Source organism: Rhodospirillaceae bacterium (genome assembly GCA_018660465.1).
GTDB lineage: Bacteria > Pseudomonadota > Alphaproteobacteria > Rhodospirillales > JABJKH01 > JABJKH01.
Map to the genome: position 1 here is coordinate 1 of JABJKH010000041.1, position 26513 is coordinate 26513.

27 protein-coding genes are annotated in these 26513 nt (G+C 52.5%); 21 read left to right on the top strand and 6 right to left on the bottom strand.

The window, feature by feature from the left end; all coding sequences use genetic code 11:
- The first annotated feature begins 139 nt into the window (after nt 1-139).
- Nucleotides 140-1093 (top strand): sel1 repeat family protein, encoded by a 954-nt coding sequence (locus HOM51_06770; GenBank protein ID MBT5034208.1) that lies wholly within the window; start codon nt 140-142, stop codon nt 1091-1093.
- Nucleotides 1077-1796 (top strand): sel1 repeat family protein, encoded by a 720-nt coding sequence (locus HOM51_06775; protein MBT5034209.1) that lies wholly within the window; start codon nt 1077-1079, stop codon nt 1794-1796. The genes HOM51_06770 and HOM51_06775 overlap by 17 nt, the downstream gene beginning before the upstream one ends.
- Here HOM51_06775 and HOM51_06780 read toward each other — a convergent pair.
- Nucleotides 1760-2155 (bottom strand): hypothetical protein, encoded by a 396-nt coding sequence (locus tag HOM51_06780; GenBank protein ID MBT5034210.1) that lies wholly within the window; start codon nt 2153-2155, stop codon nt 1760-1762. The two genes, HOM51_06775 and HOM51_06780, sit on opposite strands and share 37 nt — an antisense overlap.
- A 434-nt stretch (nt 2156-2589) precedes the next feature.
- Nucleotides 2590-3054: a DUF192 domain-containing protein gene (locus HOM51_06785; GenBank protein MBT5034211.1), complete on the bottom strand. Its 465-nt coding sequence runs from the start codon at nt 3052-3054 to the stop codon at nt 2590-2592.
- Between the two features lie 232 nt (nt 3055-3286).
- Between HOM51_06785 and HOM51_06790 the strand changes: the two genes are divergently transcribed.
- The 16 genes from HOM51_06790 (at nt 3287) to HOM51_06865 (ending at nt 18517) form a co-directional block, all read left to right on the top strand.
- A complete protein-coding gene (locus HOM51_06790) occupies nt 3287-3787 on the top strand; it encodes a Na+/H+ antiporter subunit E (GenBank protein ID MBT5034212.1) in 501 nt (166 codons plus the stop codon).
- A 2-nt stretch (nt 3788-3789) separates the two neighbouring features.
- Nucleotides 3790-4074 (top strand): pH regulation protein F, encoded by a 285-nt coding sequence (locus HOM51_06795; protein ID MBT5034213.1) that lies wholly within the window; start codon nt 3790-3792, stop codon nt 4072-4074.
- Nucleotides 4074-4424, top strand: coding sequence for a monovalent cation/H(+) antiporter subunit G (locus HOM51_06800; protein ID MBT5034214.1), 351 nt, complete (start codon nt 4074-4076; stop codon nt 4422-4424). The genes HOM51_06795 and HOM51_06800 overlap by 1 nt, the downstream gene beginning before the upstream one ends.
- Nucleotides 4412-4975, top strand: coding sequence for a DUF4040 domain-containing protein (locus tag HOM51_06805; GenBank protein ID MBT5034215.1), 564 nt, complete (start codon nt 4412-4414; stop codon nt 4973-4975). Before HOM51_06800 ends, HOM51_06805 begins: the two co-directional genes overlap by 13 nt.
- A gap of 47 nt (nt 4976-5022) precedes the next feature.
- Nucleotides 5023-5439 (top strand): Na(+)/H(+) antiporter subunit B, encoded by a 417-nt coding sequence (locus tag HOM51_06810; protein MBT5034216.1) that lies wholly within the window; start codon nt 5023-5025, stop codon nt 5437-5439.
- A gap of 3 nt (nt 5440-5442) precedes the next feature.
- Nucleotides 5443-5808 carry a cation:proton antiporter subunit C gene (locus tag HOM51_06815; protein MBT5034217.1) on the top strand — a complete coding sequence of 122 codons (366 nt, stop codon included), beginning with the start codon at nt 5443-5445 and terminating at the stop codon, nt 5806-5808.
- On the top strand, nt 5808-7289 hold the full coding sequence (locus HOM51_06820; protein MBT5034218.1) for a monovalent cation/H+ antiporter subunit D family protein: 1482 nt from the start codon (nt 5808-5810) through the stop codon (nt 7287-7289). The genes HOM51_06815 and HOM51_06820 overlap by 1 nt, the downstream gene beginning before the upstream one ends.
- Nucleotides 7289-8752 (top strand): monovalent cation/H+ antiporter subunit D family protein, encoded by a 1464-nt coding sequence (locus HOM51_06825; GenBank protein ID MBT5034219.1) that lies wholly within the window; start codon nt 7289-7291, stop codon nt 8750-8752. Before HOM51_06820 ends, HOM51_06825 begins: the two co-directional genes overlap by 1 nt.
- Nucleotides 8753-8765: 13 nt before the next feature.
- The gene (locus HOM51_06830; GenBank protein MBT5034220.1) at nt 8766-9020 is read left to right on the top strand and encodes a hypothetical protein; all 255 of its coding nucleotides are present in this window, start codon (nt 8766-8768) and stop codon (nt 9018-9020) included.
- A complete protein-coding gene (locus HOM51_06835; GenBank protein ID MBT5034221.1) occupies nt 9007-10692 on the top strand; it encodes a Na(+)/H(+) antiporter subunit D in 1686 nt (561 codons plus the stop codon). The genes HOM51_06830 and HOM51_06835 overlap by 14 nt, the downstream gene beginning before the upstream one ends.
- A 93-nt stretch (nt 10693-10785) precedes the next feature.
- A complete protein-coding gene (locus HOM51_06840; protein ID MBT5034222.1) occupies nt 10786-11544 on the top strand; it encodes an SDR family oxidoreductase in 759 nt (252 codons plus the stop codon).
- A 12-nt stretch (nt 11545-11556) separates the two neighbouring features.
- Nucleotides 11557-12318: an SDR family oxidoreductase gene (locus HOM51_06845; GenBank protein MBT5034223.1), complete on the top strand. Its 762-nt coding sequence runs from the start codon at nt 11557-11559 to the stop codon at nt 12316-12318.
- Between the two features lie 44 nt (nt 12319-12362).
- Complete coding sequence (locus HOM51_06850; protein MBT5034224.1) at nt 12363-13553, top strand: CoA transferase; 1191 nt, start codon at nt 12363-12365, stop codon at nt 13551-13553.
- 18 nt (nt 13554-13571) lie between these two features.
- A complete protein-coding gene (locus tag HOM51_06855; protein ID MBT5034225.1) occupies nt 13572-14369 on the top strand; it encodes an enoyl-CoA hydratase/isomerase family protein in 798 nt (265 codons plus the stop codon).
- A 107-nt stretch (nt 14370-14476) separates the two neighbouring features.
- Nucleotides 14477-14854, top strand: coding sequence for a MaoC family dehydratase (locus HOM51_06860; GenBank protein MBT5034226.1), 378 nt, complete (start codon nt 14477-14479; stop codon nt 14852-14854).
- A 231-nt stretch (nt 14855-15085) separates the two neighbouring features.
- The gene (locus HOM51_06865) at nt 15086-18517 is read left to right on the top strand and encodes a PAS domain S-box protein (protein MBT5034227.1); all 3432 of its coding nucleotides are present in this window, start codon (nt 15086-15088) and stop codon (nt 18515-18517) included.
- 50 nt (nt 18518-18567) lie between these two features.
- On the opposite strand, the gene HOM51_06870 is transcribed toward HOM51_06865, so the two are convergent.
- Complete coding sequence (locus tag HOM51_06870; protein MBT5034228.1) at nt 18568-18846, bottom strand: redoxin domain-containing protein; 279 nt, start codon at nt 18844-18846, stop codon at nt 18568-18570.
- A 30-nt stretch (nt 18847-18876) separates the two neighbouring features.
- Nucleotides 18877-19014, bottom strand: coding sequence for a redoxin domain-containing protein (locus HOM51_06875; GenBank protein ID MBT5034229.1), 138 nt, complete (start codon nt 19012-19014; stop codon nt 18877-18879).
- 142 nt (nt 19015-19156) lie between these two features.
- On the opposite strand from HOM51_06875, the gene HOM51_06880 reads away from it, so the two are divergent.
- Entirely contained in the window at nt 19157-19792 is a 636-nt protein-coding gene (locus HOM51_06880; GenBank protein MBT5034230.1) for a carbonic anhydrase, read from the top strand.
- A 4-nt stretch (nt 19793-19796) separates the two neighbouring features.
- A complete protein-coding gene (locus HOM51_06885) occupies nt 19797-20993 on the top strand; it encodes an MFS transporter (protein MBT5034231.1) in 1197 nt (398 codons plus the stop codon).
- Here HOM51_06885 and HOM51_06890 read toward each other — a convergent pair.
- Complete coding sequence (locus HOM51_06890) at nt 20990-22195, bottom strand: aminotransferase class V-fold PLP-dependent enzyme (GenBank protein ID MBT5034232.1); 1206 nt, start codon at nt 22193-22195, stop codon at nt 20990-20992. The two genes, HOM51_06885 and HOM51_06890, sit on opposite strands and share 4 nt — an antisense overlap.
- Before the next feature lie 282 nt (nt 22196-22477).
- Nucleotides 22478-23014: a hypothetical protein gene (locus tag HOM51_06895; GenBank protein ID MBT5034233.1), complete on the bottom strand. Its 537-nt coding sequence runs from the start codon at nt 23012-23014 to the stop codon at nt 22478-22480.
- A 320-nt stretch (nt 23015-23334) separates the two neighbouring features.
- Here HOM51_06895 and HOM51_06900 point away from each other — a divergent pair, with 320 nt between their 5' ends.
- The gene (locus HOM51_06900) at nt 23335-26241 is read left to right on the top strand and encodes a response regulator (GenBank protein MBT5034234.1); all 2907 of its coding nucleotides are present in this window, start codon (nt 23335-23337) and stop codon (nt 26239-26241) included.
- Nucleotides 26242-26513 lie beyond the last annotated feature (272 nt).

The following is a 26513-nucleotide window of genomic DNA, read 5'->3' on the forward strand; positions in this document are numbered from 1 at the left end:
CTTGATTGCCTTGGCTGCACCCGTCTGACGTGTCTGCGATTTCTGTCTCATCTTCGTTCCCTTCGGTCACTACGATGAGCTAAAAATCCTCTCTTATGCAATCCCGCTAATTTGTTCCATAGGCGCTGACGTTAGACAGTTGTTCGCCCTGCCCGTTTCTGCGGCGACGCTTGAGGAGGGGCAGGAAGCATTTTTTATTGGCGATTCTAAAAAGGCCGTCAAAATATTGCGGCCTCTAGCGGAAGCTGGAAATGCGGTGGCCAGCTTCAGTCTAGGAACAACTTACGCCTACGCCCTAGACAGCTTCCACAACCGAAAAGAAGCCATCAAATGGTTGCGGTTGGCAGCAGCACGGGGGCATACAGATGCGTTGACGACACTAGGAAGTATGTATCACAACAAGTACGGCGGTTCCCACGACGTTAAGACGGCATATGACTTTTATCAACGTGCAGCAAACAAAGGCGATGACCGCGCTTTCGTTGAACTTGGGGAAATGTACCTTAATGGCGATGGCCGCGCAGTGGATTACGCCCGCGCTCGCGAGTATTTTATACTGGCCAGTGATTTCGGCAATACATGGGGTGAGTACTATTTAGCGCTCATGTTCCATAAAGGTTTCGGCACCGCACCCGATTATAAAATGGCGCACGCACTTTACTTAACAGATGCCAGGGCCGAATCAGAGGCCGCAGCCGAAGGCATCGCCGAGCTTTATGAAAGTGGATTGATCCCCAGCAAAACGCCCGCCGTTGAAGGAACCGCTTGGCGCATCGCCGGATTACTCTTTATGTCATATTGCCTAGATGAAGAAATATTAGAACACCTCAGTATTTTACCCTCCAAACAAAATCGACGGATGGCAGGCGAAAGAGCACACACACTCCTAGCCCAATTGCTCGAAGACCGCCTCTTCAAGAATGTATCAGTTGATCATTTTCTATCCTTTTATGTGGATCAAAAAAACCACTCGTTCCTGAAGTCCATTGCACAGGGGAATAAATTTGTATCGCCTCCTTTACCTAACAATATTCATCCTTCTTGGCGGCTGTGCAGCAGAGACCGAGTTCCAGCGTTTGGAGCGTGGATTTAATGAAGGTCGCACGGTATTTGCTGAAGACTTGGGTGATTTGTACCGCGCAGGAACGGGAGTCAACGTCGATAAGTTGGAGGCTTATAAATTCTATACTCTTGCTGCCCGGGACGGAAATCTTTGGGTGAATACCAAGCTTGGTGAAATGAACCTATACGGCGAAGGCCGACGGATTAACCTGACCGCCGCCCGAAAATTCTTCCTTATAGCGGCAGCAAGCTCGCATGGAGGGGGCCATGGAGATGGTATGGCAATGGTTCACCTTGGACGACTTTATCATTATGGAATGGGCGTTCCCATCGACAAACAAATGGCGTTTCAATGGTATGAACGCGCCGCACACGCAAGAGCCCCCCAGTCGTACTACGCCATCGTTCAAATGTATCTCGATGGCGAATTGGAAAGCGATAGTATCCAGGCGGATGTCATGGCGTGGACGATGATTGAGCACCTGAGGGGCGCTTACACCTGCAAAGACTCCCGCGATGCGAAAAAGGTCTATTATAGCCTTTCCCGCCAGCAGCAATTAGCTGCTGCAAAAAATGCAACGACGTTCTTTTTTGCTGAGCCAGACAGACAATACCTCACCTTCAAGTCTGCGAAAGAACTCCTCGAAAATACCTTCGACGGGTTCTTCGCGCAGAACTTTGAGTGTCGGGAGTCAGATCATGAACACCCAGGCGCTTTGGATTGCTGTGTGTAGTTGCTGTAATCTGTACCACCCCGAGGCGAGATAGGTCCGCCGCGAGGCGCGTTTTTAATAGATTGATTAGCTGCTCTAAGAGGCCAATCGAATTTTCTAAGTTCCCTATTAATATTATTTTGCTCAGTAGAAGTGGCGCACCCCTTACGCAACCACCCTTTCAATCGCCTAACAATAGGATCAAGTCGTTTCTTGTTGGCTTTGTGAAACGCTAAGTCTTTCTTCTGAGTTTCGTTTAACCCAGATTTCTGAGAATACTTCGTCACCACCGTCAGTCCATTAACGTCATTCGCTCGGTCGCGGGCGTCGTCTTCTTTGGTTTGAATACGAACGAGGGGATTTGGTTTGTTTCTTTGCATGGAATTTCTCCATTTGCTCATTATGTTGAGGATCGGAGCGGGCTGCAAAGTGCCCGGACCAGTCCGATCCGAGCCTTTTAATTAGAGGTATTTTGAGTCCCGGTGCAAAGAAAATTATGTTCGCGAACATAATAGTTTTGAGTGTCTAGTTTCAGAATTTGGATAGAGCGCTGATATCAAAAAAGTAAGTCTGAATTGGAGTGTCCACCTTCACCCCCTTATTTGTTCGCGAACAAAAAAAGTGTCTAGTGTCTAGTTTCAGGGGGTGATGGTGTGCCGCTGGGGATCCTTCGAGACGCGCTCTTTGAACGCTCCTCAGGATGAGGGTGTTGGTTGTTTTATGATTACTTTCGACACCTTACTTAACATCCTCATCCTGAGGAGCGTGGGCACCACGCGTCTCGAAGGACGCTCAGCGGCACGGTCTCACCCGCCTACCCCCCAAACATCCCATGCAGCACCCGGTCGCCGACTTTGATCCTTAGCCGTGCCGCCGTGCCTGCGTTTACTTCCAGCACGCCCCGAACAGGGCGACCGGGAGAGATGTGGCGCAGCGATTGGGGTTGGGTGTTGCGAGCGATGTGGACGATGATGCCGGCACGATCAAGGAACAGCATGTCGAGCGAGATAAAGGTGTTTTTCATCCACATGGTAATCGGCTCTGTGCGCTCAAAATCGAATAACATGCCTGCCGCCAAGGGCATATCCTTTCGACCCATCAGGCCAAGCGAGCGTTGTTCGGGCGTCGTCGCCATTTCAACAGACACATTATAAGTGCCGCCTGCGGTCACAATGGAGACCCGGCTGGTCTCAAATTTGACCTGGGCCTGAGATAAATCTGGCACCAAGCCGATGACCCCGCACAGCAATGCCAATAAGATAAAACGCCGTAAAACCATGAATTTCCTCAATTCCGTCAACCTGTTAGAGTCTATCAGATTTTCCCGACAACACCATAGATTGCGCCCTAGATTGGCTTTTTAAAGGCAGCAAACAAATTATTAGGATTTTCAAATGTAAAATTTTCCCCATTGCATGCTGGACAAACCAAAAATCGTCCGCCAAAAAAGATCGCGTAAAATTAAGATTTAGGGTGTTTTTGGTTTTGATCTTAAGGGGAAGTTGGGACTCTTGTTACATTCGTTAAGTTTAGGGGTGGTGTTGGCGGCGCTGTGGTTCCTGCTATCGGGCCACACGGAACCCCTATTGCTATGGCTCGGCGGCGGATCAATCGTGGTTGTGGTGCTGATCGCCAATCGCATGGACCTGATCGACCGCGAAGGCCATCCCATTCACCTGAGCTGGCGCGCAATTGGCTATTTCCCGTGGTTGCTTATAGAAATCGCCAAAGCCAACATCGACGTCGCCAAGGTGATCATTCAGCCCGAAATGCCGATCCAGCCTAAATTCTTCCGCGTGAAGGCATCCCAGCTAGACGAACTGGGCCACGCCATCTACGCCAATTCCATTACCCTGACCCCTGGCACGGTAACCGTCGACCTACACGAAGGCATGGTCGAAGTCCACGCCCTGACCAAAGCCGCCCGCGAAGGTGTTGAGACCGGCGAGATGGATGCCAAGGTCGTCGACATGGAAGGCATCACGCCGCCTGACAACAAGGGAGACGCATAATGCTGTATTCCCTGACCACGGCGGCCCTGCTGTTCGTTATGTTCCTGACCATCATCCGCGCGCTTAAAGGCCCGACGGTGTATGACAGAATCCTGGCGGTGAATTCATTTGGCACCCTGACGGTCGCGATGATCGCAGTGCATGGTTTCCTGGCCGACCGACCTGAGTTTTTAGACATCGCCATGTTGTATGCGCTGATCAACTTCATCGGCACAATTGCCGCGGTGAAGTATGTGAAGTTCAATAATCTCGGCTTCCCCACCAGCGACGAACAGAAGGACATGTGATGGAGCTGGCGTTGGAAATCATCAGCTGGGTTTGCCTGATCAGCGGCGCGATCTTTTGCCTAATCGGCGCGATTGGCATCATTCGTTTGCCGGATGTTTATTGCCGCATGCACGGCGGCGGCATCATCGACACGTTAGGCATTGGCCTGATTTTCATCGGCCTGCTGCTGCAAGTGCCTGATTGGATCACCGGGGTAAAGCTGGTTCTGATCTTGGTCTTTATCTTCTTCACCTCCCCGGCGACGACGTATGCCCTGGCGCGGGCGGCGATTTATGGCGGGGTTGAGCCTCTACAAGAAGAAGACTTGGCTAAGGGAAAAACGGAAGGAGTGGACCCATCGAACAACTAATCCACTTCGCCTTACTTTCGTTCATGGCTGTTGCCGCAATTGCGTTGGTGCGACTGCGCAACCTGTTTGCTGTCGTCATGTTTTCCGGCATCTATAGTTTATTGGCGGCGGTACTGTACGTGGTCATGGACGCGGTTGATGTTGCCTTTACCGAAGCCGCCGTTGGCGCGGGCATCGCGACCGTGTTGATGCTCGGCACCCTGGCACTGACAACGGAGAAGAGCGAGCAGAGCCACAAACTTTCATTGAGTTCTTTAGCCGTCGTGACGATTACCGGGGCGGCGCTGATGTATGCGACGTTGGACATGCCGCGCTACGGCGAGACAACAGCCCCGATCCACCACCATGTCGCGCCGCGCTATATAGAAAAATCCAAAAAAGAAGTCGGCATGCCGAACATTGTTACGTCCGTTCTGGCGAGTTACCGAGGTTTTGATACGTTAGGCGAAGTGACGGTGATCTTCACCGCAGCGGTTGGTGTAATGGCCTTGATCGGTCGGCGCCGGGAGAAGAAGAAGTCCCGCAAGAAATCAAAAAAGGCGGCAGCGTGATGGCAAAAAAAGTTGTGCGCAAAAGACCGGAACCGCCGCGTCGTGAGATGGAACACACCTCTATCTTACGGGTGACATCGAAGCTGTTGATCCCGATGATCTTGCTGTTCGCGCTCTATGTGCAGTTCCACGGTGACTTTGGCCCCGGCGGTGGATTCCAAGCCGGCGTTATCTTTGCCAGTGCGTTTATTCTGTATGCGATGTTGTTCGGTATGAGCGCCGCGCGAAAAGTTGTCCCCGCCTGGGTGACGCGAATTGGTCTGGCAACGGGCCTGCTTTTATATGCAGGCGTCGGCGTTGTTGGAATGTTTAAAGGCGGCAACTACTTGAACTATTCGGTCCTGGCCCACGACCCTGTGCATGGCCAGCACATCGGCATCACGCTCATTGAATTCGGTGTCGGCACGACGGTGTGCTTCGCGATGATTACGATCTTCTTTGTTTACGCGAATAGGAACAGCTGAGCCATGGAATTGAGCGGCCTATTCCCCTATTGGATTGTGATCGTGCTGATGATGGTGGGTTTCTACATCGTCATCGCGCAGACGAACCTTATAAAGAAAGTCGTCGGCCTGAACGTGTTCCAAGTATCGGTGTTTGTCTTTTATATCACTATGGGCAAAGTCACCGGCGGCACTGCGCCTATTTTAGACGACAAGATCGAAATCTATTCCAACCCCCTGCCCCATGTGTTGATCCTGACCGCCATTGTGGTTGGTGTCGCGACAACGGCGCTGGCGTTGGCACTGGTAGTGCGCATTCAGGAATCCTACGGCACGATTGAGGAAGATCAGATCGAAGCCCTTGAGAATGAGATGGAGCGGGAGTCTTGATCGAACAACACCTTCCCGTGCTGCAAGTTGTTATTCCTCTGATCGCAGCCCCCATCACGATAATCCTCTGGTACCCGCGCCTCGCGTGGGCCTGGGCCACGGTGATCACCTGGATTACTTTTTTCATTGCGCACGGCTTGCTGCAACAGGTCGGCACTGACGGCACGATTACCTATTCATTAGGCGACTGGGCGGCCCCTTGGGGGATTGAATACAAAGTCGATTGGATCAGCGCTCTGGTCCTTGTGATTGTTTCCGGCATTGGCTCTGTGGTGATGCCGTTCGCCTATGAGAGCGTGCGCAAAGAAATCGCAGAGGAACGCATTTATCTTTTCTACTGCATGTACCTGCTGGCCCTTTGTGGACTGCTGGGCATTGCGATTACCGGCGATGCGTTCAACCTGTTCGTGTTCTTGGAAATCTCAAGCTTGTCCAGCTATGTCCTGATCGCGCTCGGCAGTGACAAGCGCGCCCTGACCGCGGCTTATCGTTACCTGGTCATGGGCACCATCGGGGCGACGTTCTACATCATCGGCGTAGGCCTGATGTACATGATGACCGGATCGTTGAACATCGGCGATCTCGCGACATTAATGCCAGCGGTTATTGAGACCCGCACAGTCTTAGCCGCCCTCGCCTTCCTGGTCGTCGGGCTTAGCTTGAAGCTGGCCCTGTTCCCGCTGCACATGTGGCTGCCGAATGCGTATGCGTATGCACCGTCTGTGGTAACCGCGTTCCTGGCAGCGACGGCCACCAAGGTCGCGATCTACGCATTGATCCGAATTCTGTTCACGGTGTTTGGCGGAGCCGACATTTTCGAAGCCATGCGAATTGAACAAGTGCTGATGGCCCTGGCCTTGGCGGCAATGTTCTTCGCCAGTGCCCTCGCCGTGTTCCAGAACAACGTCAAACGCATGCTGGCCTATTCTTCGTTGGCGCAAATTGGCTATATGGTCTTAGGGATCAGCTTTGTCTCGACCATTGGATTAACCGGCGGCATCATCCATCTGTTCAACCATGCCCTCGTCAAGTGCGCGTTGTTCATGGCGATGGGATGTATCTTCTTTAAAATCAATTCGGTGAACATCAACGACATGGCCGGGATCGCGAAAAAAATGCCAGTGACCATGGCGGCGTTTGTGATTGCCGGGCTGGGTTTGGTTGGTGTCCCCTTAACTGTTGGTTTTGTTTCCAAGTGGTACCTGATCCAGGCGTCTTTGGAAAAAGGCTCTTGGTTGATCGCAGCGTTGATTGTCGGCAGCTCCCTGCTGGCAGTCGTTTATATATGGCGGGTAGTCGAAGTCGCGTACTTTAAGAAACCTTTGGGTCGCCCCAAGAAAGGCATCGCCGAAGCCCCTGCCAGCATGTTGGTGCCGTTGTGGGTCATGACCGCAGCATCGGTTTATTTCGGAATTAATGCGACGACCACGGCGAATGTCGCGGGGGCTGCGGCCAAGGCGTTGTTAGGGGGCACACCGTGATGTCACCAGAAACCGCCATCCTGACCGCCGTCGCCCTGCCGCTTATCGGCAGCGCTGGAATTTTGCTAACGGGCAAAGCTCCAAACCTGCGCGAAGCGGTGACGCTGATCACCGGCGTCGTGCTTACCTACATCGTTGTTGGCGTGTTGTTGCCTGTCGTCATGGCGGGCGGACGGCCTGAAGTTAGCTTAGGTGAAATTCTGCCAGGGCTGAGCATCGCCTTTGCGTTGGAACCCTTGGGCATGATCTTCGCCTGCGTCGCCAGTTTCCTTTGGGTGGTGACATCGATCTATTCCATCGGCTACATGCGTGGCCATCACGAAACCAACCAGACGCGGTTTTATTTCTTCTTCGCCGTCGCCATTTTCGCCGCTATGGGGCTGACGTTCTCCGGCAACATGCTGACGCTGTTTATTTTCTACGAAGTGCTGACGTTGAGCACTTTCCCGCTGGTCACCCATGCGGGCACCGAAGATGCCAAGAAAGGCGGGCGGGTTTATTTAGGAATTCTCATTGGCTCCTCCATCGGCTTCTTGCTGGTCGCCATTATCTGGACCTATGTCGCGGTTGGCACCTTGGACTTCAGCAAAGGTGGCATCTTGGAAAGCCATGTCAGCGATACGGTCGCGGGCGTTCTGCTGGCGCTCTACGTCTTCGGCATTGGCAAGGCAGCCTTGATGCCGTTGCACCGTTGGTTGCCCGCCGCCATGGTCGCACCGACACCGGTCAGCGCGTTGCTACATGCGGTGGCCGTCGTGAAGGCGGGCGTGTTCACGGTTCTAAAAGTCACGATCTACATCTTCGGCATTGATTACCTGAAGGACATCGGCGTCAGTGAATGGCTGCAATATATGGCAGCGGCGACGATTATCTTGGCGTCCTTAGTCGCCATGACCAAAGACAATCTAAAAGCCCGGCTCGCCTATTCAACCGTATCGCAGCTGTCCTACATCGTGCTGGCGGCGATGTTGGTGACAGAGACCAGCATCATTGGCGGCGGCATGCACATTGTTACGCACGCATTCGGTAAGATCACCTTGTTCTTCTGTGCGGGTGCGATCTTGGTTGCTGCCCACAAATCTGAAATCAGCACGATGCGGGGACTGGGCCGGGTTATGCCGCTGACGTTTATTGCGTTCTTTATCGGCAGTCTATCGATCATCGGCCTGCCACCGTTCGGCGGACTATGGAGCAAGTGGTACATCGCCATCGGCGCGATGGAAGCGCAGCAGATTTTCTTCGTCGGCGTGCTGATGCTGAGTTCGCTATTGAATGTTGGTTATTTGCTGCCAATCCCCATCAGGGCCTTCTTTGGGCCGAAAGCGGTTATCAAGAATGCGAAGTATAAGGAAGCGCCGGTGGCGTGTTTAATTGCGATTGGAATTTCATCGATTGGGTGTGTGCTGCTGTTCTTCTACCCCAGTCAAATTTATGCCCTGTTAAAAACCATTATGGTGCCGTAGTGGAGACCGACGCATGAGCAATGCAAAAGAAAAGCACTGGCTTGTCCGACCGAAGACCATCCGTGGGTTGTGGATCGTTGGCCTCTTGGTATTGGCGGCACTGGCAATGGCGGACAAGTACATGCACGGCCACCCCAGCTTCGGGATCGACGGCACGTTTGGTTTTTATTCTTGGTACGGTCTCGTGGTTTGTGCGGCCATGGTCGTCTTCGCCAAGCTTCTCGGTTTCTTATTAAAGCGCCAGGACACTTATTATGATGAGCGGTGATTTCCCCCCTGGCATTGTTCTGATCCTCGGCGCGTTCTTGCTGCCGTTTGTGGGGAAGACTCTGCGACCTGTCCTCATCCTCGGGCTGCCGCTGATTACGCTGGCACTGGTGTGGCGTCTGACGGATGGTGCCTCGGTTGTTGTGTCCCTGTTGCAATACGAACTCATCCTGGTACGAAGTGATTCACTCAGTCGACTTTTCGCGACGATTTTTTCCATCATGGCATTCGGCGGCGGGCTGTTCGCGCTTAAGCAAGAAAAGGTCTTGGAGTTGGTGGCGGCCTTCGTTTACGCCGGGTGCGCGATCAGTGTCGCCTTGGCTGGTGACCTAATAAGCCTGTTCGTCTATTGGGAAATTATGGCGGTGGCCTCCACCATGGTTGTGATTTCAGTTGGGGCGGCGAATTCAAACCGGACCGCGATGCGCTATTTCCTCGTCCATATGTTCGGCGGTGCGCTTCTGATGACCGGCATTGTGATTCATATTGTTGATACCGGATCGACCGCGTTCGCCGCCATGGAACCAACCAGCATCGGCACCATGCTGATCTTGGCTGGGTTCTTGATCAACGCTGCAGCACCGCCGCTGTCGGCTTGGCTAGCCGACGCCTACCCTGAGGCCTCTTACAGCGGCACCGTCTTCCTTTCGGCCTTCACAACCAAGGCCGCGGTGTATGTCTTAATTCGCGGCTTCCCGGGCGCTGAGATTCTGATTTACGTTGGCGTGTTCATGATTTTCTACGGCATCATTTATGCCCTGCTGGAAAACGACATGCGGCGCATCCTCGCCTACAGCATTGTGAACCAGGTCGGCTTCATGGTGACGGCTGTAGGGATTGGGACGGAGATGGCGCTGAACGGTGCTGCCGCCCATGCCTTCACCCACATCATATATAAGGCGTTGTTGCTGATGTCGGCGGGGGCGGTGCTGTATCAAACCGGCAAGCGAAAATGTACCGACCTCGGTGGGTTGTTCCAGAGCATGCCGCTGACGATGATCTGTGGCGTCGTCGGCGCGCTTTCGATTTCATCCTTCCCGTTAACGTCCGGCTTTATCAGCAAGTCGATGATCAGTCAGGCGGCCTCCGATGAAAAGATGTTCCTCGTTTGGATGCTGTTGATGGCGGCTTCTGCAGGCGTGTTCCTGCATGCCGGCATTAAGTTTCCGTGGTTCGTCTTTTTCCAGAAAGATTCTGGATTACGTCCAAAAGACCCGCCCTGGAACATGCGCTTAGCGATGATCTTATTCTCAGGATTGTGCATCGGTCTCGGCATTTGGCCGGAGCCGCTTTATGCGATCCTGCCGTTCACGGTGAACTACGTTCCCTATACGGTGCCGCATGTGGTCAATATGTTGCAGCTCTTGCTGTTCTCAGGCTTGGCGTTCTTCCTGATGCTGCCGATGATGAAACGAACGCTGACCATTTCGCTGGATGTTGATTGGCTCTATCGGAAGCTCTTGCCGGTGACGGCGCGGGAATTCGTGCGGATTTTCTCACCCTTGGACCGCTTTCTCCGCGACACGTTCAAGGGCTGGATCAAAATCATCATCCAAGGCGTGCAACGCCAAAACGGCCCCGAAGGCCTCCTCGCCCAAACAGAACACGCCGGACACATGGCACAGTGGATGGTGGTGCTGCTGGCGGTGTATTTGGTGCTGAACTTTTTGTAGGGGCTTCCCTCCGCCGCCGTTCAATCTGGACATACCAACGTAAGTACGCTAACCGAGAAGGTGTTTCAAAGAGGCATAGTCGGGGTGGTATCTGTGAGCGACCGTTTGGCGGGGAAATCCATTGTGGTGACGGGGGGCGAAAGCGGGATTGGCCGTTCTATTGTCCTGCGTTGTCTGAGCGAAGGTGCGTCCGTTGTCATCGCGGGCCTTGATGAAGCTCAGATGTCAGAGACCTTAGCCGATTGCAAAGCAGCAGGTGCGGACGAACGCGTGCTGGGCGTGCCGACTGATGTGACGGACTCAGCACAGGTTCAAACCGCCATCGACAGCGCGGTCGAAAGCTTCGGCAGGCTAGACGCCGCAATCGCCAACGCGGGTGTATTCACCACAGAAACAGCCTTCGGGGATTGGGACATCAAGGAACTAGAGCGCGTGATCGCGGTCAACCTGACGGGCGTGTTCTATGTTCTGCAATCCGCAGCCAAAGTGCTGATCGCGCAGGGCGAAGGCGGTAGCTTGATGGCGACGGGGTCGTCGACGGCGCTTCGTCCAGTCGCTGGTTTAATGCCTTATGTCATGAGCAAAGGTGGCGTTCATAATATGCTGCGCGGACTTGCCGTCGAACTGGCCCCGCACAAAATTAAAGTCAACACCATCGTGCCTGGTCTGGCGGAAACGAAGCCGGTGACCAGCGTGGAGGGTTATGTCGAGACCATGCTAAAAGCCATCCCGATGAATAAGATCGTCCAACCCGACGAGCTGGCCGCCTTCGTTGCCTTCGCCTTAAGTGACGAGGCCCCACACATGACCGGCACGTTGCTTAAAGTCGACGCTGGCCGGACATCGGCATAAGGGGAACACAGCATGGGAACCTACGATCTTTCAGGCAAGACAGTCCTGGTCACCGGCGGCGAAACCGGGATCGGTCGGGCGATTGTTTTACGCACCCTCACCGACGGGGCTAACGTCGCTGCGGCTGGGATCAATACGGAATTGCTGGATGAGACAGTAACCTTAGCGCGTGATGTTGGTCCGGCGGATCGGATGGCGGCACTGCCCGTTGATATTCGTGATGTAGACCAAGTGCAAAAGATGATCGACGATACGGTTGCGAAATTTGGCCGTCTTGATGCGGTCATCGCCAATGCCGGTGTCATGGTGATGCGCCGCCCGTTTATCGAATTAACGCACGAGGAATGGCACAACGTCGTAGCGGTGAATCTATTGGGGACATTCCACACACTGCAGGCCGCAACCCGCGTTATGAAGGCACAAGGCGACGGCGGTGATCTGCTGGTGACAACATCATCGAACGCGGTCAGGGCGGGTCCCATGGCGTCGGCCTACGTCGCAACAAAAGGTGCCATTCAACATATGGTCCGCGCACTGGCCGTAGAGTTGGCCCCCGAGATGATCCGCGTCAACGCCATCGTCCCAGGGTTAACACAAACCCCAGGCACCCTCTCCCGCCCCGGTCATATTGAACGCAGCAAGAAGAACATACCGATGGGTGAAGTGATGATGCCGGAAGAACACGCCGCCCTGGTCGCTTTTGCCTTGAGTGGAGAAGCCCCCCACATGACCGGCACTGATTTGAAAATTGACGGTGGGCGCACGTCTGGTTGAGCGTGTGTTGAACCAAGTCAGAGCCAATAATGGAAGACAGCCCTATGCAGCCACTTCGCGGCCTGAAGGTTATTGACCTCAGCAAGATTTTTGCCGGTCCTCACTGTGCACAGTATTTAGGTGACCTCGGCGCTGATGTCATCAAGATAGAACCCGTGGTCGGCGGTGACGACATACGGCACTGGGCACCGCAGAAAGACGGACAGTCTGCAACCTTCCTGGCCTTCAACAGAAACAAGCGGTCTCTCGCGGTTGATCTGAAAACCGACGAAGGCCGCGCCATCGTGCAAGCGCTCATCAAAGATGCTGACATCGTGCTTCAAAGTTTTAAAGGCGGCACGGCCAAGAAGCTTGGCGTCGACTATGAAAGCCTAAGCGCCCTCAACCCAAAGCTGATCTATTGTGAAATTTCCGGCTTTGGTCAAGAAGGCCCCTTGGGCGGGCAGCCGGGATACGATGTCATGTTGCAAGCCTTTAGCGGCATGATCAGCACCATGGGCGAAGCCGATGGCCCCTACGCACGGGTCAGCTTTTCACCGGTCGATATGAGCACCGGCCTCATGGGTGTCATCGGCATTCTGGCTGCACTTCAAGAACGCAATTTAACCGGCAAGGGCAGCCATGTTGAGCTTTCGCTGTTGGATACGTCGATGTCGATGCTGGGGTATCTCGCGCAGAATTACTGGACCACGGGCAAGGCCCCGGAACGCATGGGCACGGCCCACCCTTCCCTCGCCCCCTATCAGGCCTTTAAGGCATCAGACGGCAGCCTGATGGTTGGCGCTGGGAATGATGCGCAATGGCGGCGGCTGTGTTCCTTGCTCGGGCTGGAGGCGTATGCGGACGATCCACGCTTTGCCACAAATCAATCCCGCGTGAAGAATCTCGGCGAAACCGCAAAGCTGGTTCAGGATGCGTTACGCGACAACCCGGTTCAGCACTGGCTGGATTTGTTCATGAAAGAGGGTATTCCCTGTGCGCCGATCCAAACGCTGGACGCTGCCCTGGCGCATCCGCAAGTCGCCGCACGCGGGATCGTCACGACCGCGCAGCACCCGACCCTGGGTGAGATAAACCAGATCGGGTTCCCCGTACGGTTCAATCATGAAGATCGCGCCAATCCTAAGTCCGCTCCATTGCATGGTCAGCACACAGCTGAAATACTCAAACAAGCGGGTTATGATCAGGACGCAATTGAGGATTTTCTCGCACGCGATATCGTGCGCGAAAGCTAGGACTGAACGGAAGTAATGATGAGCAAAACATCCTTGGTTGACTATGCGGTTTCAGATCATGTCGCGGAAATTACTCTGAACCGTGCGCCGGTCAACGCTTTCAGCATCGCTTTCCTGGATGAGATCCTTGCCGCCTTTCAACGCGCCGCGGACGATGAAAATGTGCGCGCGGTTATCCTGCGGAGTGCGCTGCCCAAAATATTCTGTGCCGGCCTTGATCTTGATATCTTGCTGGATAAGCCAATTCTTGAGGTCCGGTCCTTTCTGGAAAAACTCTACATCGACCTTTGGGACACCCAATATGCCATGGGCAAGCCCACCATCGCTGTCGTCAACGGGGCCGCGCGCGGCGGCGGCATGACACTGGCGATTTCCTGCGATGTGATCTTAGCGTCGGATAACGCCACGTTCGGCTATCCGGAAATTGACCTGGGGCTCCTGCCCGCCATTCACTTTACACATCTACCCCGCATTGTTGGTCGCTATCGTGCATTTGAATTGTTGTTTAGCGGGCGCACCTTCCCCGCCAGTGAAGCGGCAGCCCTGGGCTTGATCAGCAGGATGGTTCCGAAGGATGAACTTCTATACGAAGCGAGAGAGATGGCACAGACATTTGCTAACAAGTCCCCCACTGCCATGCGCTTGGGCCGCGCTGCCTTTATGCGCACCAATGATCTAGATTACCGGCGCGGGGTCGCCGTTGCGGTTGAAGACTTTTGTAACAGTGCGATGACCCCAGACGCCCAGGAAGGATTGAAGGCGTTCTTAGAAAAGCGCGAAGCCAACTGGCAAAATAAGAAAGAGAACCAAGGGTGACAAAAGACGACCCCGAATTTAACGTCAAACGAGATCACAAATATGGTGAAAGCCGGTATTTGGAAGACTTCACGGTTGGCGAGACTTTCTATATTCCATCCCGCACCATGACTGAGGCAATTTTCGCGGCCTTTCAGTTGGCATCCGGTGACAATGACCCGATTCACTACGATGTTGAATACTGCCAAGAGCGCGGCCACAAGAACCTATTGGCCCATGGCATGCAAATCTTTATCCAGACCGCCGCAGGTGCCGGCACCTTTCCCCATCAAGTGGCAGACAGCTTGCTCGGACTGCTTGAATTTTCAGGCAAAATGCTTGAACCGGTATACGCTGGCGACACCGTCTACCCGCTTCTGACCGTAGCCGACATCTTACCGCAAACCACGACGGGCATTCTTACGCTGAATGCCGCCGTTTGGAACCAGGACAGCGTCAAAGTGTTCGACGGCACCCACAAATACCTGATCCGCAAACGACCCTAGAATTTGGATTAATATTCCCGCTGTTTCAAAGAAAGTGGCTGCCGGGTAATTTCCCAAATAAATTACTTGAATTTTACTTAGGAAATTACACATAGATTTATGTGTCGGGGGGATGTGTGTCTGATCGACTAATAGTTGCCGGTCAATTTAGATTTCATTTGCCTCGAAGGTTGACCGGAAGACGCCGTTGGGTGGCTCATCCAAGGTTCACGAACGATTTGAGATTGGCGAATGAAAGACGACGACACAAAAAATTTTGAGATTCTAGAGAACAGCCCTATGGGCGTTGCCGTCGTCTCTCATGCGGATACAGACACCCGCCTGACCGGCGAACGATTGTTCATTAATGACGCACTCGTCAAAATGTATGGGGCAACATCACGCGAGAACTTCCAGAACGCTGAAATCGCTAAAAGTTGGGTTGACCTCAAACAGTTACGCGCTGTTGAGGAGGTTATGAAAAGGCGCGAAGACCTCGTTGATTTCGAGGCACGTCAGCGGCGGATCGATGGAACGGAGTGGTGGGTTTCAATGAATTCGCGCCCGATCCAATTTGGTGGCCGCGATTGCACCATGATCTGGCATTTCGATATCACGCGTCGAAAGCAGGCGGAGTTAGACTTACAAAAATCACGCGACGAAGTGCAGATGCGTGTGGAGAAACGTTTCAGCTCCCTCTTGGATGGCTCAAACCAAGGTATTCTTATCCATCGCAATCGGGTCCCCTTATACGCCAATCCAATGTTGGCGGAAATGTATGGGTATTCGTCTCCAGAAGAAATTATGGCATTGGAGTCTACGGAAGTATTGACCCACCCATCGTATGAACGGGGCACTCACGAACTCAGAATTAACGGAGAGGACGTCGCAGCGGACTTCCAAACCAAAGGTCTGCGAAAAGACGGTTCGGAGTTTTGGGAGGAGCGCCGGTCATTTACCTTGGATTGGGAAGGTGAACCTGCTGTTTGTTCTATGCGATTAGACATCACCAAAAAGAAAGAGACCGAAGATCAGTTTTATAATGCGGTTCAAAGTTTATCGGAAGGCTTCGCATATTTTAATTCGGACGATCACCTGGTTATCTGGAACGAACAGTTTAGAAAGCGTCACTTCGGGCAAAACAAAACCCTTGAACCTGGAATCAGCTTTGAGGATTTATTCCGCGACAGGGTTGCTTCAGGGCTCGTTCCCAGCGCAGCCGGACGAGAAGAAGACTTTATCAAAGAGCGCATGGAACACCACAACAACCCCGGAGAACCGTTCATTAATATGCACGCCGACGGCACATGCATTTTGATTAATGAAGAAAAAACACCAGATGGGGGAACCGTCTTTACATCACACGACATAACCGATCAGAGAAATACCGAAGAGGCCATGCGGGTAAGTGAGGCGCGCCTCAAAAACATTCTCGATAATTCTCCAACACCTATATATTTCAAAGATACAGAAAGCCGAATCCAACTCGTTAATCGACAATTTGAAGAAACTTACGGTGTTCGCTGGGAAGATATTAAGGGAAAATCACCGGTGGATATGTATCCAGGTGAAAAAGGAGAACGGTTCCTCGAATTTGATATGGAGGTCCTAAAACAACAAGAAACAATTAAGCAGGAAGAAGAAATTGACGGCAAAACATACGCCACTTCAAAGTTTCCAGTCTTTGACATTGATGGCGAACTCATTGGATTGGGCGGTGTTGAAATGGACATCACCGAACGCAAGCAAGCAGAGAAAAAAGTTCAAGACAGTGAGGCGCAATTTAGGGCGTTCATCGAGAACAGTCCGGCGCGGATCATCTTAAAAGATACAAACCAGCGATATCTTCTCGCTAACAAAGCCTACACCGACGTTTTTGGTCGCAACGAAGAAGAGTTTGTCGGGAAAAAGTCAAGTGAACTTTCCTGGGTTTCAAAGGAAGCCGTCGAAACCAATGAACAAGCTGATGGTAAGGTACTTGAACACGGGGAAACTATTAGACTTGAAAGAGTAAACGACCCCGGAGAGATCACAGAGAGTCACTGGAATATCACGAAGTTTCCGGTTGCAAATGAGTTAGGTGAGATTACCGGTATCGGCGGGATCGCGATCGATGTTACGGAAAAGAAAAAGGCCGAGCTATTACTTCAGCTTAGTGAAAATCGCTTTCGGGACTATGGCACGATTGCCTCTGACTGGTTCTGGGAAATGGATAAGAACCTGCGGTTTAGCTATTTTTCGAATCGGTTTGCCGACATCAGCGGCATTTCGCCCAACGATCTTCTTGGCAAAACCCGTCGCGACTCGGGTCTTGATGGGAATGATGACGCCGTTATGCAGAATATAGCGGACTTGAAAGCGCATCGCCCCTTTAGGGACTTTGAACATTCCAGAACCTTACCCGACGGACACACTGTCTATATGTCGACGTCAGGCGTGCCTGTTTTTGATGCCGACGGTGAATTTCAAGGGTACAGAGGAACAGGACGAGATGTCACGGAGCAGAAGGTTGCTGAAATCGTGCTCGATCAAGCGAAGCAAGAGGCCGATGAAGCCAACCGCGCGAAGTCTGACTTTTTATCCTCCATGAGCCACGAACTCCGCACACCCCTAAATGCAATTTTAGGCTTTAGTCAGTTGTTGGCAACAGACCCAGACTCGCCCTTGTCAGAAGCCCAGAAAATATCCTTGAATTATATTTCCAAGGGCGGTCATCACCTTTTAGTTTTGATCGATGATGTGCTCGACCTGGCGAAGATCGAGTCAGGAAAGGTAGAGTATTCAATTGAGGATGTAGTCGTAGATCGTGTTTATAAAGACTGCCTGCCCCTTGTCGACGTAAAAGCCAAGGAACGAGGCATCACAATTACTTCCAATTCATCGGCCTCGGAAAAATTGGTTGTCCGCGCCGATCACACCCGCTTCAAGCAAATTTTTCTAAACCTTCTGTCGAACGCGGTTAAATACAATAAAAAGAATGGCACGGTATCGGTCTCTTTTGATCGCACGCCCGAAGGCATGTTGCGCACGAGCATCCAAGATACAGGCATTGGCATTTCGAAAAAGAACCACAAGGAATTATTCAAACCGTTCAATCGCCTCGGCCAAGAAACAACGGAAACCGAAGGAACCGGAATTGGCTTGGTTGTAACCAAACAGCTGGTCACGGAAATGGGCGGCAACATTGGCTTCGAAAGCAAAGCCCACAAGGGAAGCACCTTTTGGTTTGAACTCCCCCTATCTGAAGACGCAATGTCCAAGGTAAAAACAAGTGACCAAGAGAATGAAGCAATCAAAATTAAGGAACTCTCAGGAAAAGTCCTCTACGTAGAAGACAATCCGGCAAACCTGGACCTCATGGAAATGATCATTTCCCGCGTTGAGGACCTAAGCATGATTTCCACCCACACTGCCGAATTGGGCTTGGATTTGGCCAAATTGGAGAACCCCGACGTCATCATCATGGACATTAATCTGCCGGGAATGGACGGATTCGAAGCACTTGCGAAGCTCCGGGTTATGAACTGCACTCTCAAAACACCGGTTATCGCCCTGTCCGCCAACGCGACCAAGCGCGATATAGCGGTCGGGCACGAAGCCGGGTTTTATGACTACCTAACAAAACCCGTCGATATTAATGCTGTCCTTGGCGCAATTAAGTCAGCTTTGGGTACGCCTGCGTGATTAATTCTAGGCTTGAATTTACAGCCTGAGAACACACCCAGTATTCCTCCCTAACTTAAATCCTCCAACACCTCGTCCGGATGCTGCTCCGGATCAGGCTTGGTGTAAGTCTTTACCACCTTCCCATCCGGCCCGATGAGCACAGATGCCCGTGTGGCCTTTTCCTGATCCGCCGTTTCAGCCGCACCATAGGCCATGGCAATAGATCGGTCAGCGTCACATAGAAGCTCCGCCGTCACGTCCATTTCATCTGCCCAGGTTTTCAGGTCTTCGGGCGTACTGAAGGTAATGCCGACGACTTCTGTGTTCTTGTCTTTAAGGTCTTGGATTCTATCACGGAACCCTTTTACTTCCTTCGTTCACCCGCCGCCAAAGGCACGGGGGAAGAACCAGACCAGCACGTTTTTTCCTGCGTAATCAGCTAAGCTTACGTTTTCCCCATCCTGGTTGGGCAAATTAAAGCCAAGCGCGTCACTTCCAATTTCCGGTAGAGCCATCGAATCCTCCTAACTATTTTGCCTTGAATACTAGGCACTGGACCTAAGTGAAACCAGCCCAAATGTTTTTTGGGAAAAAGGCCCTAAACAGGACCCACTCATCCTTTTTTTCTATCCATCCTTGTTCTAGAATGTCCTGGCAATGACTTCTTTCCCTGAAAAATTATTGAACGGTTACCGGACGTTTAAGGACGGGCGCTTTGCCCAAGAGCAACCGCTTTATCGTTCCTTGGCGCAACAGGGCCAAACCCCGGAAACCATGATCATCGCGTGCTGTGATTCACGGGCGGCACCGGACATTATCTTTGGCTCAACGCCGGGGGAGATTTTTGTCGTCCGCAATGTCGCCAATCTGGTGCCACCGTATGAGCCTGATGATACCTATCATTCAACCTCGGCCGCCTTGGAATTCGCGGTCCAGAGCCTGCGGGTTAAAAACATCGTGGTGCTGGGCCATGGGCGCTGTGGCGGTATCAACGCTGCCCTGAACCCCGCGTCCGAGCCCCTGTCGCCGGGTGACTTCATCGGCAAATGGATGGACCTGATCATGCCGGCGGTCTCTGCCATCGCAGCTAACGACCTCAGCCCGCAAGAGAAACAATTGGAACTGGAACGCGCCGCGGTGCGCCATTCCCTGGCGAATCTCAGAACCTTCCCCTGCGTCAAAATCCTTGAAGACAAAGACCGCTTGACCCTGCACGGCGCTTGGTTCGATATCGCCGACGGCGATCTATGGGTAATGGATTCTGAGACTGGCGAATTTTCGCCAACGAGCTAGGGGTATGAAACTAGCTGAAACGCAATGGCCCGTTGTCTGGGTCGCCTTTGGGGCAGGCATCATTGCCGCGTCGCACATTGGCAAGCTGCCCCCTGCCCTGCCACAAATCAGCACCGAACTGGAAACAGGCCTGGTCCTTTCTGGCTGGATTGCGTCGATGATTTCAACCATGGGATTTGCCCTGGGCCTCGTCGCCGGAGCCCTTGCCGACCGGCTGGGTCAACGGCGGGTCCTGATTTTTGGGCTGATGATGCTAACGGCGGGAAGCCTCCTCGGTGCTTTCGCCGAATCCAGCACAATGATGCTGGTGGCGCGGTTTATCGAAGGGCTTGGGTTTACCGCGACCACCATTACCGGCGGCGCGATCATCGCACGGGCCACCATCGACCAAGACCGAAAATTTGCACTGGGCGTCTGGGCGGCCTATATGCCGATTGGTTTTGCCTGCATGATGATGTTCGCAGCGCTTATTCTGGATAGCTATGGCTGGCGGGTGTTATGGGGCGTCAGTGCCGCCCTGTCGTTAATTTGGACCGTCATTGTTCTGCGCTCGACGGCGACATGGCAGTTGAGCCAAATCCGCGCCGTTAATCGAGATTCGATCCTTGGTAATGTGAAGCGCTGTCTGTCCAAGGGTGGTGGCGTCTTGGTGGCTTTGTGCTTTGGGGTCTATGCGAGCCAGCATATTTCAATGATGAATTGGCTGCCCACCTATATGCTGGAAGTCTACGGCGTCAGCACCCTGATTGCCGCAACCGTGCCAGCCCTGGTGCTGGCCTTTAACGCGGTTGGAAGCCTCGTCGCCGCCCGCGCCATGGGTCGCGGTTGTCCCATCTGGTTGCTGCTGAGCATCGGTGCCAGCGGCATGGCGGTGACAGAGATCGGTATTTTCTCCGGCGTGTTACCGGATAGCGTCCGACTCGGCTTGGCATTTATATTTGGCATCTGCGGTGGATTGATTCCCGCGTCCGCCCTTGCCGCCCCGCCAGTCTACGCACCGACCCCGGCGCTGATTGGGACCATGGGTGGGTTGATGGTCACGGGCACCAACACCGGCCAGTTGTTTGGCCCCCCTGCCCTCGCCGCCGTCCGCGAAGCCGCCGGTAATTGGGACGGCACACTCTGGCTTCTACTTAGTTTAGCGATTGCGGGGATCGTCATGGCGTTGCTCTCCCGCCCTCTGGAAAAGCGTGCGTCCTAGGTTAGTTTCCGCGCGTGCGCCAACAAACGATCAACATCGTCTTCATCATTATAAAGGTGAAGTGCCAGTCGGATCATGCCGCGGCGGATGGTGTGGATGAAGCCACCTTGAGACAGGTGATCTGATAAACGGCTGATCATCGGGTCTTCGGCTGTATCGTGACCTTCGGCACCAAGGTTGCCAATACAAACGATGCTGGCAGTTTGTGGTCCGGCAGGGCCGCCTGGCACCGGCAGACCGAGTCCCAAAAGCCCATCGATCAATCGGGCAGCGAGTCCCCCAACATGGGTTTCGATGGTCTGCGTGCCGACACGGTTGAGGATGTCCAAGGTCTTTTCTGCGACAACGACGCCGGGGTAGTTATAGTTGCCGAGATCAAACCGCCCGGCCGCCGGCATTAAGCGATAGTCCTCTGCTCCAAAGGCGGCTTCATGGGCACCGCCGCCCAGATCGACACCGAACCGTGCGAGGTATGCGGGTGTCAGGCGCTCCGCCCATTCGGCACGGCAATACAAAAAACCCATGCCATAGAGCCCGCAGAGGCCTTTTTGAGTCGATACCGCAAGGCCATCAACACCAAGCGCCATTACGTCGGTATCCAATATGCCTAACGATTGCACTGCATCGACAAGCAGAAAGATTCCGCGTTCGCGACAGATCTTTCCGACGGCGGCAACATCGGCGCGAAAGCCCGGCGAGAAGGTCACCGTCGGCATTGTTACAAGCCGCGTTTTCTCATCAATGGCATCGATCAAAAGTTCTGCATCAATGTGCCCTTCCCGGTGTGGCACGGAACGGACTGAAATGTCCTCGCGCTTGCGTTGGTTAAGCCAGGGATAGACGTTATTGGGGTGTTCCATCTCCAGGCAAACGACGGCGTTTTCGCCGGCCTGCCAATCAAACGCTGCCGCGATCATGTTCAGCCCTTCGGAAACGTTCTTCGTAAAGGCCACTTCATTGGCATCGCTGTTGATCAATTTGGCGAAGGCGCGGCGCGTATCCTCTACAGTTGCGAACAACGCATCCTTATCTGTCAGCCCTGATTGCAGTCCCTCTAGATGCACGTCCAACGCCGCGCGCGCTGGGCTCGGCAACAGCCCCCGTGTACACGTGCTAAAATACGTCGTCGCTTCGTCCTTGAGGAACAGGGCCTGAGCGTCCTTCAGGGAGAGTTTTTCCGATGGAAGTGAAATTTTATTCATGATCCGACCGCACTTTTGGGATGGTTTCAATACTGGAGGCGACAAATTTACACGAGATATCGCCTCAGCAAAAGTCAGAATACCTCCTCCCGGCAAGGCGTGACGGACATCACATACCGTCCCCTCTAAATTATGCATACTCGCTGCCACGGTGGGAAATCTTAAGCCATATCGTAAGTCTCACATTTTTTGCTTCACCGATTTTACGGTTTGCAAACGTGTTAAATTTTTGATTTTTTACTCCCATCCAATTTATCGAAGACAAAATTTGAATTAAGCATTTTAGAGGACCCAATGAACGTAAATACACCCAAGCAAAACGGAATCGCAGATGAACTCGCCGCTCAAGAAGCCATGGAGCGCGAAGAAAGAGACCGCAAGCGCCGCATGCAAATTCGCCGACGACAGAAGCTGGCGGAAGAACATAACAATAGAGAGAAAAATCGAACCCTTTCCGCCGTCACCAAGGCTTCCTTCTGGCTTCTTATCATCGGCGGTGGCGTTATCGGGATCGGTTGGACGATCGCGTCGCTTTAATCGCAACAACACGTGTCGTTGTCTATCTACGACGCCCCCAAGAATACTGAGTGCACGAAAGCGTTCCCGCCAACTCAACACCGCGGACGCACTTAGATCCGTGACATTCTTATCGAACAATCGTTCCTGATAACAATAAGACGCGACCAAGCACCCTGGATGCCCTGTGGGCAGGTCAGCCATCATTTCCGGCAGCAGCTTCAGCCAAATGAGAAAGCCGTGTAGCGGGTCCTCGTTCAGTTCGTTGGCGCGATCAAAACGCCGCAGCAGATTCTCGGCCAACTCCCCCTTTATCTTTGAAATGATAGAAGAAGCCGCTAAGGATCAAGTTTGGGAGTTTTTCATAAAACTTCTAACTTGATCTGCGCTGCGCTCTGACGGAAGTCATAACGAAAGACATAAGACATGTGCACAAAGGACAGGTTATTGGTATCGAATTTCATTTTTAGACTCTAGCAACCTAAATCACCGCTAAAAATCGTTTGTATTTTCGTTTTGTGGACTCACATGGAGTCATTAACAATTCAAAAAGAATGAATGCCGGGCAACGCCCCGGTCCTGGAGTGTGAATAATAATATTTGCATAAGGTGAGGCAACGAAATTGAAGAAATTTCGAAAAACTGCCAAAGACCGAGTGCTCTGCGTGGAAGACGAGCCTGAAATCGCCGACCTGATTGGCGAAGTACTTCGCGCGAGGGGATACCAAGTCGAAATCGCCGCAACCGGAAAGGCGGCCATAAGCGCATTCTCCAAGGGCGACTTTGCCTTGGTGACGATAGATTACAGACTGCCTGACGTTACCGGGCTTGAGATTGCACAAGAATTCATAGCCCTTAAGCCCGACGTTCCGTTGGTTATGGTAACCGGGCGCGGAAACGAGAGCATCGCCGCCAAGGCGTTGCGCCTGGGTGTGTCCGACTACATTATCAAAGACAATCTGAAGACCTTTCTTGAGCTATTGCCTACCATCATCGAGCAGGTTCTTAAAAGACAGGAAGTTCTTACCAAGAGCCGTACTTACGACAAAAAATTGAACAAACAAAAGATTCAGTTGCAGAGCATTCTGGATACTGTCGTTGATGGCGTCATCACCATTAGCGAGACAGGGAAAATCCAGTCCTTCAACTTGGCGGCGGAAACGATCTTCGGCTACAAGGAAGACGAAGTAATAGGCAAGAACGTCAACGTTCTGATGCCCAACCCCCATAAGCGTAAGCACAATTCTTACCTAAAAAACTTTCTTAAATCGGGCGAGGTCAAGGTCATTGGCGTTGAACGCGAGGTAGTGGGATTAAGAAAAGACGGCGCAACCTTTCCCATGTCGGTCGCCGTAAGCGAACTCATGCAGGATGATTCATTCGTGTTCACTGGGATCGTTCGGGACATTACAAAACAAAAGAAAGCCGAAGAGGCGCTTCTGTTAAGCGAAGGCGCCACGGCGGAAGAACGCAAGACTCTCCAAGACGCAGTGGAATGTTTCACCGATGGATTCATTCTTTTTGATGCTGAGGAAAGATACGTCCTTTGCAACCAAGACTTCCAGAATTCTATTTCTGATTTCGATAAAATATTTAAGCCCGGTCTTACGTTTGAAGAAATAACACGAACACGTGTTAAAGCGAAAAATTTTCGAGCAGAAATTGTTCGTGATGAGAACTGGATACAACAGCGTTTGAAAGAATACCGTACATGCCGAACCATCGAACGCCAAATAAGAGATGGCCGCTACATAGAACTCCGCCATCTAAAAACACCGAATGGCGGGACAGCCATGGTTCGGAGGGATATTACCGACCTCAAACATTCAGAAATAACGCTGCTCAAGAATACTGATACGATTAACTTGATGCAGAAAACTGCGGTGGCAGTCAATGAAGCGCCCACGGTTGAGAAAGCAATTCAGACCTGTCTCCGTTTGGTCTGCGCCTATGCCGGGTGGCCCGTGGGCCACGCCTACATGGTAGACGGGGAAGAAAGCGATAAACTGACCTCCACGCGCATTTGGCATTTCGACGAGCCCCAAAAGTTTAAGAATTTCCGTCGGACCACCGAGAAAACCAACTTCACCTCTGGCATTGGACTTCCGGGCCGTGTTTTCTCCAGCGGCCAGCCGGCCTGGATTGTCGACGTCACCACGAACAGCAACTTCCCCCGCGCCAAGCTGGCTAAGGACGCCGGCGTCAAAGGTGCCTTCGCCTTTCCCATACTGGTCGGCCAAAAAGTTGTTGCTGTCTTCGAATTTTTCGCAAGTGAGAAATATTTGCCCCGGGCTGAAATTCTCGAAATCATGCGCCACGTTGGTACGCAAGTGGGCCGCATCATTGAACGGAGGCGTGCCGAGGAAAACTTGGTTGAGGCCAGGGAGCAGGCTGACCAAGCGAACCGTGCGAAATCCGACTTCCTGTCCTCCATGAGCCACGAACTTCGCACCCCCTTGAATGCGATTCTCGGATTTAGCCAGTTGCTGAACAACGATCCAAAGGAAGCTCTGACGATCACTCAGGAAAAATCAGTAGGCTACATCATAAATGGCGGACATCATCTGCTGAAACTGATCGACGAAGTTCTCGACTTGGCGAGAATCGAATCCGGAAAACTGGATCTTTCCATGGAGAACGTGGTGGCGTCACCCCTGATTGAAGAGTGCCTCACCACGATAGAAGTCAAGGCGCTGGAACGTAATATTCGCACACCTGACCATTCCATGTACATCGCCGACTCCGTAATTCGCACAGACATTACACGATTTAAACAGATCCTCTTGAACCTGCTTTCCAATGCCGTCAAATACAATCGGGAAGGAGGCGCATTGATTGTCGCCACGTATGAAACGCCAAAAGGCATGTTGAGGATAAGTGTCACCGATACCGGAGAGGGTATTCCTGAAGATAGACAATCAGAACTGTTTCAGCCGTTTAGCCGCCTCGGTCATGAAACGACGAGCACGGAAGGGACGGGCATCGGTCTCGTCGTGACGAAACGCCTGGTCGAGGAAATGGGCGGAAACATCGGTTTCGAGAGCGACGTTGGCAAGGGCACAACATTCTGGATTGAACTTCCATTATCTCAGAACGTAATGGGCGCCAACAAGATTGAGGCCCACAGCAAGAATGATGTCATCCTCAAAGAACTCTCAGGCAAGGTACTTTATGTGGAAGATAACCCAGCGAACTTGGATCTGATGAAATTGATCATATCTCGGGTTGATGGCCTGAACATGATATCCACCAACACGGCGGAGTCAGGTTTGGACCTGGCCCGTGACGAGAACCCAGATATTATCATCATGGATATTAACCTGCCGGGAATGAATGGTTTTGAGGCTCTCAAACAACTTAAGAAAATGAATAGCACCCGCTCAACACCAATCATCGCGCTTTCAGCCAATGCGAGCCCGCAAGATATTGAGTCGGGACGGAAGGCCGGATTTTACGACTACCAGACAAAACCAATTGATATCGGAAATTTTCTTCAGGTCGTTGAGACGGCTTTAGGTTTAGACGTGTAAGAGCACTTAATTAAATACGATAAAGCTCACGGTTCCATTATCAGCGTCGCCATTCTCGTTTTGGGTTTGAATAACCAACCGGAATATTCCTAATTTTGGGTTTTATTTCAAACCACAAATGTCCCACGCATCATCTTGCGCCGCGCTTTTCTCTGACGGTGGGATTAAATACAAAATTCGGAATCTTAGACGCGCACTGCAACAGTGTTTGACGAAGGGTCTTGGGTATTGGAAGGTTGAATTTATGACGTGTCCACGAGCCGACACGGTCT

Excerpts from the sequence above, each read along its gene's own strand:
- HOM51_06800 (MBT5034214.1), top strand. The coding sequence starts at position 4,074 with ATGGAGCTGGCGTTGGAAATCATCAGCTGGGTTTGCCTGATCAGCGGC.
- HOM51_06850 (MBT5034224.1), top strand. The coding sequence starts at position 12,363 with ATGCAGCCACTTCGCGGCCTGAAGGTTATTGACCTCAGCAAGATTTTT.
- HOM51_06815 (MBT5034217.1), top strand. The coding sequence starts at position 5,443 with ATGGAATTGAGCGGCCTATTCCCCTATTGGATTGTGATCGTGCTGATG.
- HOM51_06855 (MBT5034225.1), top strand. The coding sequence starts at position 13,572 with ATGAGCAAAACATCCTTGGTTGACTATGCGGTTTCAGATCATGTCGCG.
- HOM51_06810 (MBT5034216.1), top strand. The coding sequence starts at position 5,023 with ATGGAACACACCTCTATCTTACGGGTGACATCGAAGCTGTTGATCCCG.
- HOM51_06830 (MBT5034220.1), top strand. The coding sequence starts at position 8,766 with ATGAGCAATGCAAAAGAAAAGCACTGGCTTGTCCGACCGAAGACCATC.
- HOM51_06890 (MBT5034232.1), bottom strand. The coding sequence starts at position 22,195 with ATGAATAAAATTTCACTTCCATCGGAAAAACTCTCCCTGAAGGACGCT.
- HOM51_06885 (MBT5034231.1), top strand. The coding sequence starts at position 19,797 with ATGAAACTAGCTGAAACGCAATGGCCCGTTGTCTGGGTCGCCTTTGGG.
- HOM51_06860 (MBT5034226.1), top strand. The coding sequence starts at position 14,477 with ATGACTGAGGCAATTTTCGCGGCCTTTCAGTTGGCATCCGGTGACAAT.
- HOM51_06785 (MBT5034211.1), bottom strand. The coding sequence starts at position 3,054 with ATGGTTTTACGGCGTTTTATCTTATTGGCATTGCTGTGCGGGGTCATC.
- HOM51_06880 (MBT5034230.1), top strand. The coding sequence starts at position 19,157 with ATGACTTCTTTCCCTGAAAAATTATTGAACGGTTACCGGACGTTTAAG.
- HOM51_06835 (MBT5034221.1), top strand. The coding sequence starts at position 9,007 with ATGATGAGCGGTGATTTCCCCCCTGGCATTGTTCTGATCCTCGGCGCG.
- HOM51_06865 (MBT5034227.1), top strand. The coding sequence starts at position 15,086 with ATGAAAGACGACGACACAAAAAATTTTGAGATTCTAGAGAACAGCCCT.
- HOM51_06875 (MBT5034229.1), bottom strand. The coding sequence starts at position 19,014 with ATGGCTCTACCGGAAATTGGAAGTGACGCGCTTGGCTTTAATTTGCCC.
- HOM51_06845 (MBT5034223.1), top strand. The coding sequence starts at position 11,557 with ATGGGAACCTACGATCTTTCAGGCAAGACAGTCCTGGTCACCGGCGGC.
- HOM51_06825 (MBT5034219.1), top strand. The coding sequence starts at position 7,289 with ATGTCACCAGAAACCGCCATCCTGACCGCCGTCGCCCTGCCGCTTATC.
- HOM51_06780 (MBT5034210.1), bottom strand. The coding sequence starts at position 2,155 with ATGCAAAGAAACAAACCAAATCCCCTCGTTCGTATTCAAACCAAAGAA.